This window comes from Gemmatimonas groenlandica, assembly GCF_013004105.1.
Lineage (GTDB): Bacteria > Gemmatimonadota > Gemmatimonadetes > Gemmatimonadales > Gemmatimonadaceae > Gemmatimonas > Gemmatimonas groenlandica.
The window spans coordinates 3,842,278-3,856,000 of the sequence record NZ_CP053085.1; the positions used below are offsets into that span (position 1 = coordinate 3,842,278).

Genomic DNA, 13,723 nt, shown 5'->3' on the forward strand with positions numbered 1-13,723 from the left:
CAGATCATGACTCTCCTCTCATCTGTTCGTCGCGCGGGAGTGCTCGGCCTGTTCATCGCCGCACTGCCGCACGGCCCTGCATTGCAGGCGCAAGGCGCGGTGGACGTGCTCATTACCGGTGCGATGGTGTACGATGGCACCGGTGCGCCGGGCCGCGTCACCAATGTCGGCATTCGCGGCGATCGCATCGCGTTCGTGGGCGCGATCCCGAGCGGCACTACGGCCGCGCGTCGTATCGATGCCACCGGTCTGATCGTGTCACCGGGGTTCATCGACCCGCACACGCATGCCTATGAAGGACTGCCGCGGCTGAGCGCCGAGCGACGGTTGAGCGCGTCGAATTTGATGCAGGGCGTGACGACGGTCACGATCGGCCCCGATGGTCGCGGACCGTTCGACGTGAAGCGCGTGCTCGACGAATCCGAGAAGTTGGGGCTTGGCATCAACGCCTATGCGACTGTGGGCTTCGGCACCGTGCGCGCCAACGTGATGGGGGCATCGTCGGCGCCGGCCACCAAGGTGCAGATCGACTCCATGCGCGCGCTCATCACGAAAGCGATGCAGGAAGGCGCGCTCGGTGTGGGCTCAGGCTTGTTCTACGCGCCACAAAGCTACGCCAGCACCGACGAAGCGATCGCCGTGATCTCGGCCGCGAAACCGTTCGGTGGCGTGTACGACACGCATCAGCGCGATGAGTCGAGTTACACGATCGGGCTACTGGCGTCGGTGCGCGAAACGATCCGCATTGGCTGCGAGTCGGGGCTCACGGCGAATGTGGGACACATCAAGACGCTGGGCGTTGATGTATGGGGCAAAGCCGACAGCGTGTTGGGCATCATGCGCGAGGCGCGCGCGAAGGGCTGCGTGGTCACGGCCGATCAGTATCCCTGGACCGCCAGCGGAACAGGGTTGAGTGCCGCGTTGGTACCGCGCTGGGCACAGGCGGGCGGCAATGATTCGCTTAAACTCCGCATTGCCGATGCCGCGTTGCGCGAGAAGATGCTGGTGGAAATGCGCGACAATCTGCGCCGTCGTGGTGGCGACAGCACGTTGTTGCTGACCGGTGGCAGTGCCGCCGCCAAGTCGTATATCGGCAAGACGCTTAAGCAGGCAGCGGCCGAGCGAAACATGCCGGCGGTGGAGACGGCGCTGGCGATGATTAACGAGGGACTCGACATGAGCGTCGCGAGCTTCAACATGACCGAAGCCGACATCGAGACCTTTATGAAGGATCCGTATGTCATGACCAGCTCCGACGGCTCGGGCGGGCACCCGCGGCTCTACGGCACCTACCCGCGCAAGATCCGTCGTTACGTGCTCGACAAGCCGGTGATCACGATGGAGCGGATGGTGCGGGCGTCGTCGGGGCAGGTGGCCGAGACGTATCGCATTCCCGATCGCGGCGTGCTGCGGGCTGGTGCGTTCGCTGACGTGATCGTGTTTGATCCCAAAACGATCCGGGACGAAGCGACCTACGTGGAGCCAACACGATTGTCGAGCGGGATGGTGTGGGTGTTCGTGAACGGACGGGCGGCCGTGCAAGAGGGACGGATGGCGAATGTGTTCGCGGGGCGTGTGCTGCGTCGTTAGGCGCGACATGGCCTGATCAAACCATTGAGGGAGTCGTGCTGTCGGAACAGGCATGCCACGACTCCTTCTGCTTCTCCTGGCCGTGCCTGCTTTGCTGCAGGCGCAGCCCTCCGCGGCGACGATCACGGCGCCCTCGGCTACGAAAGAGCGCGCTGACGCGCCAGCACCGAGCTCGATGCGTAACGCGTCGGCCACCCGCGTGTCGCAGGCGCCGGTGCTCGATGGACGCGATGACGACGCGGCGTGGCGCAGTGCCACGGTGATCGATCAGTTCCTCGAGTACGAGCCTAATCAGGGGGCAACGCCACGCTTCCGCACCGAAGTGCGCGTGACCTACGATGAGCGCTATCTGTATGTGCTGGGACGCATGTTCGATCCGGCCCCAGACAGCATCATCTCGTTGTTGTCGCGTCGCGATGTGCGTACGGAGAGTGAGCAGCTCAAGCTGGTGATCGACTCGTATCATGATCGCCGCACCGCCTACCAGTTCATCACGAACCCGGCTGGTGTGAAGCGCGACTTCTACGTCTACAATGACAACGTCGAAGACCCCACGTGGGATGCGGTGTGGGATGTGGCCACCAAGATCGACTCACTGGGGTGGGTGGCGGAGTTCCGCATTCCCTTCAGTCAGATCCGCTTCAATCAGGACGATACCAAGCGCTTCGGATTCCTGATCGTGCGTGACGTGGCCCGCACCAAGCAGCGCATTTCGTGGCCGCTGTTTCGTCGCGACGTGCAGGGGTACGTGTCGCAGGGTGGCGAGCTGGAAGGGTTCGGGCGGTTGCCGCAGCCGCGTCGCCTCGAGATCACGCCCTATGTCGTCGAGAAGAGCAGCACGCGGCAGAATGCGAACGGCCGCTATTCGTCGCCCATGTCGCAGGCGTTCGGTGCCGACGTGAAGATGGGGCTCGGCTCCAACCTCACGGTGGACGCCACGATCAATCCCGATTTCGGTCAAGTCGAGGCCGATCCGTCGGTGCTGAACCTCTCGGCGTTCGAGCAATTCTTCGAAGAGCGTCGACCGTTCTTCCTGGAAGGTGCGGGCATCTTTCAGTTCCGCACGGCGTGCGACGACATCGACACCGGCTGCACGGGGCTGTTCTATTCTCGGCGTATCGGCCGGTCGCCGCAGCTGTTGAATCGCTACGGTGACGGATCGAGTGCGACCGCCTCGCGCATCATTGGCGCCGGCAAGGTGAGCGGTCGTCTTGCCAGCGGCATGTCGGTGGGCCTCGTGACGGCGGTGACCGAACGCGAGCTCGGCACGCAGCGTCGCACCATCGAACCACAGACGGGCTATGCGGTGTTGCGCCTGCAGCAGGATCTACGCAACGGCAATAGCGGCATCGGCGTGATGCTCACGGGTGTCGATCGTACGAACGACGAATGGAGCCGCAACGCGCTGCGCGGCGGCGCGTACACCGGCGGCATCGACCTGCGCCATCGCTTCGCCGCCAACAATTACGAGCTGGCCGCGTCGGTATCGGGCAGCACCGTGAACGGTACGGCCGACGCGATTGCCGCCACGCAACGCAGCAGCGTGCACCAGTACGATCGGCCCGACGACGACATCGCGTACGATCCCACCCGCACCTCGATGACGGGCGATGCCGAACGTCTGTCGATCTCCAAGTTCGGTGGCGGTATCACGCGCTTTCAGAGCGTGCTGCAGCGTTTCTCACCGGGCTTCGAGAGCAACGATCTTGGTTTTCAGGCGCGGGCTGATCAGCAGATGTTCCGGAACTGGTTCTCCCTCCAGCTGAACACGCCTACCAAGTACTACCGTCGCGCGTTCCTGAACTTCAACACGTTCAACACGTGGAACACGGCAGGGCTCGCGCTGGGGCAGGGGCTCAACATGAACTGGCACGTCGAGCTGCCCAATACGTGGTGGATTCACACCGGCGTGAATGCGAACGCGCTCACGCCCGTGTACAGTGATCGTGCCGCGCGTGGTGGGCCGGCCGTGCGCTTGAGCTCGAGCGGTGGTGCTTGGCTGGGTCTGGAGGGCGATCGCCGTAAGTGGTACACGCCCACGCTGTTCCTGGGCACCAACAGCGGCGACGAAGGGCGCACCGACGGCATGTGGATCGAGCCGGGCATCCAGGCACGGGTGTCGTCGAGATTCAGTGCATCGCTGGCGGCGCGCTACGACCGCGGCAACAACGACGCGCAGTGGCATTCGAACGTGGTGCGCGATGGCGAAACGCATTACACCTTCGCGCGGCTCAAGCAGTCGACGCTGCGTACCACGGCGCGCGTGAACTACACCGCGACGCGCACGCTGTCGCTGCAGCTGTACGCGCAGCCGTTCGTGACCACCGGCCGCTACACCAATTGGCGTGAACTCGACGATCCGCGGGCCACAGCGTACGCCGATCGCTATCAGCCATTCGGTCCCGGCGATCCCGGCGGTTTCCGCGTGCGAGAGTTCCGCTCGAATACGGTGGTGCGCTGGGAGTATCGCCCGGCGTCGGTGCTGTTCCTGGTGTGGCAGCAGGGACGAAGCCTGTACGATCCCACGGCGTCGGATTTCAGCTTCCCGCAGGATGTGACGCGCGTGTTCGACGTCCACCCGATGAATACGCTGTTGGTGAAGGCGTCGTTCTGGTTCAACCCGTGAGGTGACGGGCGGGATTGTTGAACTGATCACGCGGAGACGCAGAGGGCGCAGGGATCGCAGAGAAACGACTCTCTCTGCGGCCTCTGCGCCCTCTCTTTTTATCGGCGTGATCAGTTCAGCGATCCATCAAACCGCACGCGTCACCCGCCGTAGTACTTCCCCATCTTCCGTCCGTAGTACCCACCCGCCGCCGTGAGCACGATACTCACCACGAACGCGGTAAAGATCCCGAACGGTTCGCCGGCGGCCCAGCCCGCGTATCCACCGATTGTGGCGCCGACAAAGGCCATCATGCGTGTCATACCAAATTGACTACGCGCCCAGCAGCTGCGTCACAGTCGCGGTCACGTTGTCGGCGGAGATGCCGTACTTCTCGTACAGCGTGGGCGCCGGGGCGCTGGCGCCGAAGGTGGAGATACCCACGATCGCACCCGTGTCACCCACCCACTGGTGCCACGACATCGGATGCGCCGCTTCCACCGCCACGCGCGGCACGCCAGCGGGCAGAATGCTGGCGCGATACGACGCGTCCTGTTTGGCGAACAGCTCGAGGCTGGGGCAGCTCACCACGCGCGCGTTCATGCCGTTCGCCGCCAGCTTCTCACGCGCCGCCAGCGCGATCTCGACTTCCGAGCCGCTCGCCATCAGCACCACGTTCGGCACGCCGTTCGTATCGGCCACCACATAGGCCCCGCGCGGCACACCGGCCCGTGCGCGCGCCGGCTCGTTGTAGTACGACAGCTTCTGACGCGTGAGCACGATGGCCGACGGCCCGGTGCGATGCGCGATCGCCACGCGCCACGCTTCGCTCACTTCGTCGGCATCGGCCGGACGCAACACCAGCAAGTTGGGAATGCAACGCAGCGCCGTGAGATGCTCGACCGGCTGGTGCGTGGGGCCGTCTTCGCCGAGTCCGATGGAATCGTGCGTGAACACATAGATCGCCTGCACACCCATGAGGGCGGCCAGGCGAATGGCCGGACGCATGTAGTCGCTGAACACCAGGAACGTGCCGCCGTACGGGATGATGCCGCCGTGCAAGCCCATGCCGTTCATGATCGCGCCCATCGCATGTTCGCGAATGCCGAAATGGAAGTTGCGACCCGCCGCCGCCGTGGGGGCGTAGTACGTCGCGCCCTTCACGTTCGTGAGATTCGATCCCGTGAGATCGGCGCTGCCACCCACCAGCTCCGGCGCGGCGGATGCAATTGCGTTGATCACCACACCACTCGCCGCGCGACTCGCCACGTTGCCGCTCTTCGCATCGAACACCGGGAACGCGCTGTCGAGCGCTGCCGTCACCTTCCCTTCGTTGCGACGCAGCAACTCGGCGGCCAACTCGGGATGCGCCGCCTGATACGCCGCCCACTTCGCTTTCCACTCGGTGTGCAACGCGGCCCGCGTGGCCACGCGCTCCGTCCAATGCGCGCGCGCAGCATCGGGTACGAAGAACGGCTCGGTGCTCGGCCAACCGTAGGCCGTTTTGGTGAGCGCAATTTCAGCCGCACCCAACGGTTCACCGTGCGCCTTCGCGGTGTCCTGCTTGTTGGGCGACCCGAAGCCGATGTGCGTCTGCGTGATGATCATCGTCGGGCGCTGCGTATCGGCCTTCGCTTCAGCGATGGCGGCGTCGATCGCGGCGAGATCGTTCACGTCATTCACATGCAACACCTGCCAGCCGTACGCGGCGAAGCGCTGCTCGGCGTTGTCGCTGCAGGAGAGGTCGGTGCTGCCGTCGATCGTAATGCCGTTGTCGTCGAAGAATCCGATCAGCTTGCCGAGCTTGAAGTGACCGGCGTAGCTGGCGGCTTCGTGCGAGATGCCTTCCATGAGGCAACCGTCGCCCGCCACGAAATACGTGTAGTGATCGACGATGTCATGACCGGGGCGGTTGAACGTGGCCGCGAGATGCGACTCGGCTACCGCGAAACCGACGGCGTTGGCGACACCCTGGCCGAGCGGGCCGGTGGTCGTTTCCACGCCGGGCGTGTGATGCACTTCGGGGTGGCCCGGTGTCTTGCTCTGCCACTGACGGAAGCGCTTGATCTCGGCCAACGGCAGGTCGTAGCCCGCCATGTGCAGCGTGCCGTACAAGAGCATGGACGCATGGCCCACCGACAACACGAAGCGGTCGCGGTCGGCCCAATGCGGTGCCGACGGATCGTGACGCAGATGCCGCGTATAGAGCGCGTAGGCCAGCGGCGCGAGCGCCATCGGGGTGCCGGGGTGGCCGGACTCGGCGGCCTGCACCGCGTCCATGGCGAGGGTGCGGATCGTATCGATCGCGAGACGCTCGGTCTCGGTGACGGCAGCAGCAGCGGGCAAAGCGGACACGGAAATCGCTCCGGAATTTCGGTCAGGTGAGGCGCTCCAGTGGAGTGGGCGCCACAGATCTGAAATCTAGCGGATTCCGGGAAGCGAACGCGGCCGATACATCAGCGTGCGAGATACCGTTCACGGGTGAGATCGAGGTGGTGCGCGAAGTGTCCGGCGATCATCCAGGCCAGCGCCCGCGGCGAGATCGGATGTCCGCTGGCCACACCAACTTGGCCCCATGCTTGCTCGTCCAATGACTTCACGAGCGACAGGGTGGCGGCGCGGACGGTCTGGATTTCGGTCAGAATGTCGTCAAGCGGACGGCCGGTGGTGCGGCTCTCCGGCACCCAGGCGTCCTGATCGAAGCCCGGCAGCGGGGTCGTGTCGCCGCGGGCCACGCGCATGAGGCGGTAGGCGAACACCCGCTCGGTGTCGGACACGTGCACGAGCGACTCGCCCAGCGTCCACTTGCCCGGCGCGTAGGCGTAGTCCACCAACGCGGGGTCGACGGCGTCGAGCAGCTCCACGAGGGCCATCGGCTGCGTGACCAGTAGCGACCAGAGATGATCGGTCCCCATGGCGTCGAGGGCCTTGGCAGTGGCGTCGATGTAGGTGCTGGCGAACGGCGCGTGCTCCGATGGCGACGGGCGGGTGATCTTCATGCGACAGGCTCCGGTGATGGGGGAAGAAAGCCGAGTTGCTCGAGCACGATGCGCAGCTGCGACGGATCGGGGACGGCGCCCTGCGCGAGGCGAGGTGACCCGCCACCACGACCACCCACGGCCTGCAGGGCGGTACGGAGACGCTGTCCGGCATCGATTCCGGTGTCCTGTGCCGTCGCCATCAACACCCCGCCGGCGGCGGCGCTCGTGACCACGACCGCGCAGAAGCCGAGGGCGACCAGTTGCTGGGCCAGCGGTTCGGATTCCTTCACTGGTCCCGATGCAGACACGACGATACGTCGCACGCCATCGCTGTCGGGGATACACGCCGTCCAGAGGGCGGCCGCTTCATGTCGTGCGAGTTCGGCGGCCAGGCGCTTGCGCTCGCGTTCGAGGTCGGTCAGGCGTTGGAGCTGCTGCTCCACGAGACCGGGCAGATCGTGCGGCGCGGCGGACAATGTGCGCGCCGCTTTGGTGAGCAGTTCGGCGTCGAGACGGGCGCGGGATACGGCGCGGTGCCCACACACGAACTCGATGCGCGTATTGCCTTTGGTTTTCTCGGCCCGACGCAACAGCAGGGCACCGATCTCGCCGGTGTGATCGACATGCGTGCCGCCACAGGCACTGCGGTCGATGCCGTCGATGGTCACGATGCGCAACTCGCCATCGCGATCGCTCGGCTTGCGAAGGTCCGTGGCCTCGGCCGCGTCTTCGAAGGACACGGTGACACGGCGATTCTGCACGATGAGCGCATTGGCACGCCGCTCGATGGCGGCGAGCGCGGTGGGATCGAAATCGTCGCACGCTACGTCGACGGTGTTGGTGTCGTCGCCAAAGTGCACGCTCACCGTGGGCCAGCCGAATTCGTCGGTGAGCATGGCCGAGAGCAGATGCTGACCGGTGTGCTGCTGCATGTGATCGAAGCGCCGCACCATGTCGATCTGACCCACCAACATCGAGCCCACGGGTACGCCGATCGGTTCGGCGAGGATGTGCGCGATGCGCTCGTCGTCGTCGATGACGTTCACGACGGCGATGCCGCCCAGTGTGCCCAGGTCATGCGGCTGCCCGCCCGAGGTGGGATAGAAGGCGCTGCGGTCGAGCACCACGCGTCGGCCCTCGTCGGTGATATCGAGCACGAAGGCAGTGAAGCGGTCGAGACGAGCGTCGGTGTAGTACAGGCGATCGGTCATGCGGAGGCGGGTCCGTGTCGGAAACGTCGTGCAGCAGGGAAGGGCGCGGATGGTATCTTGCGGAATATGCCGATTCCGCCAACTCCCCGGATGTTCGGGCGCGTCGCCGTGCGCGCGTCGCTGGTGATGCTTGCCGCGTCGACCGCTGGCTGCAGCAGCAGCTTTTTCAAGGTGACGCCGGATGCGGGGGTGGGGGCGACGGGTGCCGATACGCCTGCTGCGGCCCCGGCGCCGAAGCCTGCAGCGAAACCGACGGCGAAAGCCGCGCCGCCCAAAGTGGAGACGAAGGCGCCTCGCCCGGCGCGCGGTGCCGCGCCGGCGGCGGCCGTGACGCCGCTGCCTGCGGCGCCAGTGGTCGTGGATACGATCCTGCCGGAGCCGGACCCGGCGCCCTCCGACTCGGCCGGGGTGGCGCGGTTGCATACGCTGATGCAGGTGTGGCACCTGGTGTCGCTGTATCACCCCGCCGTGATCGAACGCGGCGCGCCGTGGGATTCGGCGTTCATCCGCGCGGCCACGGTGGTGCGGTCGGCCAACGATCCGCAGCAGCTGGCGACGGCGTATCGTCGTATGCTGTCCGTGCTGCAGGATCCGCTCACGCGGGTGGAACTGGCCGATGTGGGGCCTGCGACGGGTGCGACGGAGTCGTTTGCCTTCGGCAGCGAGCGGACGCGCGACAGTGTGCTGATCGTGCGGGTGCCGTTGGGATCGGCCCAGCGCGCGTTGCTGACCGACAGCGCGGCGGCGATGGTGCGCGCGCTGCTGGCTACGGCACCGACGCGGGTGGTGCTCGATGTGCGGGGCTCGGGGTCGGCGAACCGCGCGGCCCCCGGTGGTGCGGACTCACTGGACCTCGACGTCGTGGTCGATCGATTCGCGGCGAACGCCGGACTGGCGACGCAGCTGAACAGCGTGCTCAGCATGACGAGCACGGAGCGCACGCGCCTGGTTGGCGGTGCACGCTACGTTTACGGACAATGGCAGCCGGATGACGCGTGGACCATGCGCACCGGAGCGCCGGTATTCGCGGGTTCAATGCAGCCGCGGCGCGTCATGGTGCTCGCGAACCGTGCCACGGTGTTGCCACGCGCGCTGTTGTCGTTGGTCGCGAGTGGCCGAGCCACATTGATTGCGGAAGAGGGCGTGGATGACACGCCGCTCGTGTCGAGTGTGGTGTTGCCGATCGCCGATCGCGTGACGGTGCGTCTGCGCACGGGTGAACTCGTGCATGCTGACGGCGGAACGGGGCTGATCGCCGACACGGTGCTCCCGCGCGCGGCGCAGGCGTCGGACAGTGCGCCGGTGTTGCGCGCTGCGCTGTCGTTACTGCGCACGAACCGTGTGGCGCGCGCCTCACGTGTGCCCGCGCGGCGACTGCCCGCCGTATTACCGGGCTACTACGACAACGATCCGTATCCGTTCATGGGCGCACGCTTGCTGGCGGCCGCACGGTTGTGGAGCGCGATTCGTGTGCGGCACGTGCATCGCGACTTGTACGATGAAGACATGGACGCCCTGCTCAAGCGCACGATCCCGAAGCTCGAGGCGGCGCGCGTGGCCAGCGAGTACGCCGCCGCGTTGCTGCCGATGGTGTCGGCGCTCGATGACACGCCGTCGAACCTCTGGGGGCAGTCGGCAGACTCCGTCCGCGGCACGGCGTCGGTGCCGTTTCGCGTGCGCTGGATCGAGGATCGCGCCATCATCACCGATGTGATCCGCGATTCGGTCACGAAAGCGCTTGGCATCGAGACGGGAATGGAAGTCACGGCCGCCGACGGCTTTCCCATGCCGGCGTGGGTCATCGATCATCGTGCCGCCGTGTCGGCACCGAACACATGGTCACGGATGCGGCTGCTCATGTCGCTGATGCCGCGCGGCCCAAGCGGTGGTGCGCTCTTCCGGCTGCGCGACATGGCCAACCGCGAGCGTCAGCTCAACATTCCGCGTAGCACGGCCTATCTGGCGCCGCTGATGCTGTCCGAGCGACCCACCATGAGCTCCGTGCGCACGCTGCCGGGCGACATCGTGTACGTCGATGTGGAGCGGCTGTCGGCGGACTCGCTGGCGTCGGTCACGGCGCGCTCACGAAGCGCCCGCGGCTGGGTACTGGATCTACGTGGCACGCTCGGTGCCGGACAATCCGACGCGATCGTGGCGGCAGTGCGCAGCATACCGGAGGCGGTCACCGCGCGCGAAGTGCGGCGATATGACAGTGAACCGTGCGCTACGCCCACGTTGCGCGAGGCACGCGCGTTGTGCGCCGTGACGCGCGAAACGCGTTCGCGGGTGAGTCGCGGTGATACGACCGGGCACTACGCGGGACGCATCGTCGTGCTCATCGACGAACGCACATCGGGCGAGATGGAGCGACTGGCGATCGCGCTCGACGCCGTGGCGCGTGTGACGTTCATCGGGTCATCCAGCGCGGGTGCACCGGGCGAAGTGATGAACGTGGAGTTGCCGGGACTGTTGAACGTCGCGCTGCCCATCGTGGAGCTGCGTCGTGCCGACGATGCACAGTTGCAGCGCGTGGGCATTACGCCGAGTGTGGAGGTGCGCCTCACGGTGCGCGGTGTGCGCAGCGGTTTCGACGACGTGATCGAACGCGCGCAACAGTGGCTCGTGCAGCAGCTCGATCCGCCCGCGCGTCGTCGGCGATAGTTCGGCGTCGTGCGAGACACTACGGCTCTTCCGATCGACGAGATCATTCCGTCGCTGCGTGCGGCGATGGCCGCGCGTGTGGTGGCGGTGCTCGAAGCGCCGCCGGGTGCGGGCAAGACCACGCGGGTCCCTCTCGCGCTGATGCATGAGCCGTGGCTGGCCGGCACGAAGGTGGTGATGCTCGAGCCACGGCGACTCGCGGCCCGCGCGGCCGCGTCGTACATGGCGTCGATACTCGGCGAAGAGGTAGGGCAGACGGTGGGGTACCGTGTGCGCGGAGAGTCGCGCATCTCGAAGCGTACGCGCATCGAAGTCGTTACCGAAGGCGTATTGGCCCGCATGCTGAGCAGCGACGCAGCGCTCGAGGATATCGGACTCGTGATCTTCGACGAATTTCACGAGCGGTCGCTGCACGCCGACCTGGGGCTGGCGCTGGTGCTGGAAGCGCAGCGTCATCTGCGTGACGAGCTGCGCGTGCTGGTGATGTCGGCCACGCTGGATGGGGTGGCGGTGTCGGCGCTGTTGGCCGACGACGGCGGACCGGCCCCCGTGTTGCGCAGCGAAGGACGCATGTTCCCCATCGAGACGCACTATCGCGCGCCGCGTCGTGATGAACGCATCGAGGCCACGACGGCGCGGGTGATACGCGAAGCACTCGATGCCACCGAGGACGATGTGCTGGTGTTCCTGCCGGGTGCGGGTGAGCAGCGGCGCGTGGCCGAGCGTCTCACCGGCGACACGATGTCGGGGGTGCGCGTACACACGTTGCATGGCGGCATGCCGTTGGCTGAGCAGGATGCGGCGCTGGCACCGGCGCGTGTGGGTACGCGAAAGGTCGTGCTGAGTACGAGTGTGGCGGAAACGAGTCTTACCGTCGCGGGCGTGCGCGTGGTGATCGACTGCGGCTTGTCGCGCGTGCCGCGCTACGATGCATCGGCGGGGCTCACGCGGCTGCACACGGTACGCGTGAGTCGCGCGTCGGCCGATCAGCGTCGTGGTCGTGCGGGCCGTACGGCCCCGGGTGTGAGCTATCGGCTGTGGGATCAGCACGAGGATCACACGCTGTTGCCGAGTACGCGGCCGGAGATTGTGGATGCGGATTTGTCGTCGTTGGCGCTGGAGCTGGCCGACGCGGGCATCAGCGATCCGACGACACTACGATGGCTCGACGTGCCGCGGGCGGGGCCGTTCTCGCAGGCGCGCGGGCTGTTGGCGCAGCTCGGTGCGCTCGACGACACGGGGCGTATCACACCACACGGCCGTCGCATGGCGGCGCTGCCGTTGCAGCCGCGGTTGGCGCACTTGGCAATTGTCGCGGCGGAACGTGGTGCCTTGCCACTCGGTGCGGCGATCGCGGCGTTGCTGGAGGAGCGCGACATCGTGCGCTACGACGGGTTGCCGCCGCAGTCGGACATGCGATTGCGCACGGAGCTGCTGCGGCGCGATGGTGCGGCGAGTGCCGCGGGGGTGGCGGTCGATCGCGATGGCGTGCGTCGCGTGCGACAGACGGCCGACGACCTGGCGCGGCGCACGGCGGGCGGTGGATCGAACGTGGTGCGATCGAGCGGATCATGGGATGACGCGGACACGGGTTCGCTGCTGGCGTTGGCGTATCCCGACCGCGTGGCGCAACGTCGCAGCGGGGCCGAGCCGCGGTATCTGCTGCGCAACGGCAGTGGGGCGGTGCTGGCGAAACACGATGCACTGTACGATGCGCCGTATCTGGCGATCGCGGACCTCGAGGGTACGTCGCCGGAAGCGCGCATCGTGCGGGCGGCGCCGATCACGCTGGAGGAGCTACGCGAGGATTTCGGCGACCAGTTCGAGCGCGTGCAGCTGGTGGAGTGGGATGAGCGCACCAAGACCGTGCGCGCGCGCAAGCGTACGATGCTGGGTGCGATGGTGATAGACGAGGTGGTGTGGAGTGACGCCGAACCTTCTGCGCTGCTGCAGGCGGTGCTAGACGCGATTCGCGCCCAGCTCGCACGCAGTGGGGTCGAGGCGTTGCCCTTGTCACAGGCCGCGTCCCGACTGCGCGAGCGGATGGCGTTCGTGCGCGCGCACGACGAGAGCTGGCCCGATGTGTCGGTGGCCGCGTTGTCGGCGTCGCTGGAAGACTGGGCAGGGCCGTACCTCGACGGCGTGCGCACCTGGGCGCAGCTGGCGTCGGTGGACTGGCACGAGGCGCTGCAGTCGCTGATGCCATGGCCGCAGCGGTCGGCGCTGGAGCGGTTGGCGCCGACGCACATCGACGTGCCCAGTGGGTCGCGGATCGCGCTGGACTACAGCGACCCGATGGCCCCGGTGCTGGCGGTGAAGCTGCAGGAAGTGTTCGGGTGGAGTACGACGCCGATGGTGATGGATGGCCGCGTGTCGCTCACGCTGCAGCTGCTGTCGCCGGCCCAGCGACCGGTGCAGGTGACGCGCGACCTCGCGGGATTCTGGCGCAGCTCGTACTTCGAGGTGCGGAAGGAGCTGCGCGGGCGATATCCTCGGCACCCGTGGCCGGAAGATCCGCTCACCGCCGAGGCGACGCGGAGAGCGAAACCGAGGGGCACGTGAACGAACAGCAACTGCCCTGACCGCGAATTGGCGCCAATGTCCACGAATGAACAGCAAAAACATTCGTGTAGTGGTCCGTGGCAATTAGCGGTTATGCAGTTTGTTTTTTGCTT

At 66.5% G+C, this 13,723-nt stretch carries 8 protein-coding genes; 4 read left to right on the top strand and 4 right to left on the bottom strand.

The features are described from left to right. Nucleotides 1-6: 6 nt before the first annotated feature. Together HKW67_RS16395 and HKW67_RS16400 are read left to right on the top strand one after the other, a co-directional pair. Nucleotides 7-1,590, top strand: a complete 1,584-nt coding sequence (locus HKW67_RS16395; RefSeq protein ID WP_171226418.1) for an N-acyl-D-amino-acid deacylase family protein — start codon at nucleotides 7-9, stop codon at nucleotides 1,588-1,590. Between the two features lie 52 nt (nucleotides 1,591-1,642). Further along, nucleotides 1,643-4,216 (top strand): DUF5916 domain-containing protein, encoded by a 2,574-nt coding sequence (locus tag HKW67_RS16400; RefSeq protein WP_171226419.1) that lies wholly within the window; start codon nucleotides 1,643-1,645, stop codon nucleotides 4,214-4,216. 140 nt (nucleotides 4,217-4,356) lie between these two features. Here HKW67_RS16400 and HKW67_RS16405 read toward each other — a convergent pair whose 3' ends face one another. The 4 genes from HKW67_RS16405 to HKW67_RS16420 all read right to left on the bottom strand — a co-directional run bounded on the left by HKW67_RS16405 (nucleotide 4,357) and on the right by HKW67_RS16420 (nucleotide 8,387). Continuing rightward, nucleotides 4,357-4,518 (bottom strand): hypothetical protein, encoded by a 162-nt coding sequence (locus HKW67_RS16405; RefSeq protein ID WP_206044457.1) that lies wholly within the window; start codon nucleotides 4,516-4,518, stop codon nucleotides 4,357-4,359. Between the two features lie 10 nt (nucleotides 4,519-4,528). After that, a complete protein-coding gene (tkt, locus tag HKW67_RS16410; RefSeq protein ID WP_230981039.1) occupies nucleotides 4,529-6,550 on the bottom strand; it encodes a transketolase in 2,022 nt (673 codons plus the stop codon). A 101-nt stretch (nucleotides 6,551-6,651) separates the two neighbouring features. Then, entirely contained in the window at nucleotides 6,652-7,194 is a 543-nt protein-coding gene (locus HKW67_RS16415; RefSeq protein WP_171226421.1) for a DinB family protein, read from the bottom strand. Next, entirely contained in the window at nucleotides 7,191-8,387 is a 1,197-nt protein-coding gene (locus HKW67_RS16420) for an alanyl-tRNA editing protein (RefSeq protein WP_171226422.1), read from the bottom strand. Before HKW67_RS16420 ends, HKW67_RS16415 begins: the two co-directional genes overlap by 4 nt. Nucleotides 8,388-8,477: 90 nt before the next feature. Here HKW67_RS16420 and HKW67_RS22545 point away from each other — a divergent pair, with 90 nt between their 5' ends. Together HKW67_RS22545 and hrpB are read left to right on the top strand one after the other, a co-directional pair. Next, entirely contained in the window at nucleotides 8,478-11,048 is a 2,571-nt protein-coding gene (locus HKW67_RS22545; protein ID WP_171226423.1) for a S41 family peptidase, read from the top strand. Between the two features lie 9 nt (nucleotides 11,049-11,057). Beyond that, nucleotides 11,058-13,610 (top strand): ATP-dependent helicase HrpB, encoded by a 2,553-nt coding sequence (hrpB, locus tag HKW67_RS16430; RefSeq protein ID WP_206044458.1) that lies wholly within the window; start codon nucleotides 11,058-11,060, stop codon nucleotides 13,608-13,610. The last annotated feature ends 113 nt before the right edge of the window (nucleotides 13,611-13,723 follow it).

Excerpts from the sequence above, each read along its gene's own strand:
- HKW67_RS16395 (WP_171226418.1), top strand. The coding sequence starts at position 7 with ATGACTCTCCTCTCATCTGTTCGTCGCGCGGGAGTGCTCGGCCTGTTC.
- HKW67_RS16405 (WP_206044457.1), bottom strand. The coding sequence starts at position 4,518 with ATGACACGCATGATGGCCTTTGTCGGCGCCACAATCGGTGGATACGCG.
- HKW67_RS22545 (WP_171226423.1), top strand. The coding sequence starts at position 8,478 with ATGTTCGGGCGCGTCGCCGTGCGCGCGTCGCTGGTGATGCTTGCCGCG.
- HKW67_RS16420 (WP_171226422.1), bottom strand. The coding sequence starts at position 8,387 with ATGACCGATCGCCTGTACTACACCGACGCTCGTCTCGACCGCTTCACT.
- HKW67_RS16415 (WP_171226421.1), bottom strand. The coding sequence starts at position 7,194 with ATGAAGATCACCCGCCCGTCGCCATCGGAGCACGCGCCGTTCGCCAGC.
- HKW67_RS16400 (WP_171226419.1), top strand. The coding sequence starts at position 1,643 with ATGCCACGACTCCTTCTGCTTCTCCTGGCCGTGCCTGCTTTGCTGCAG.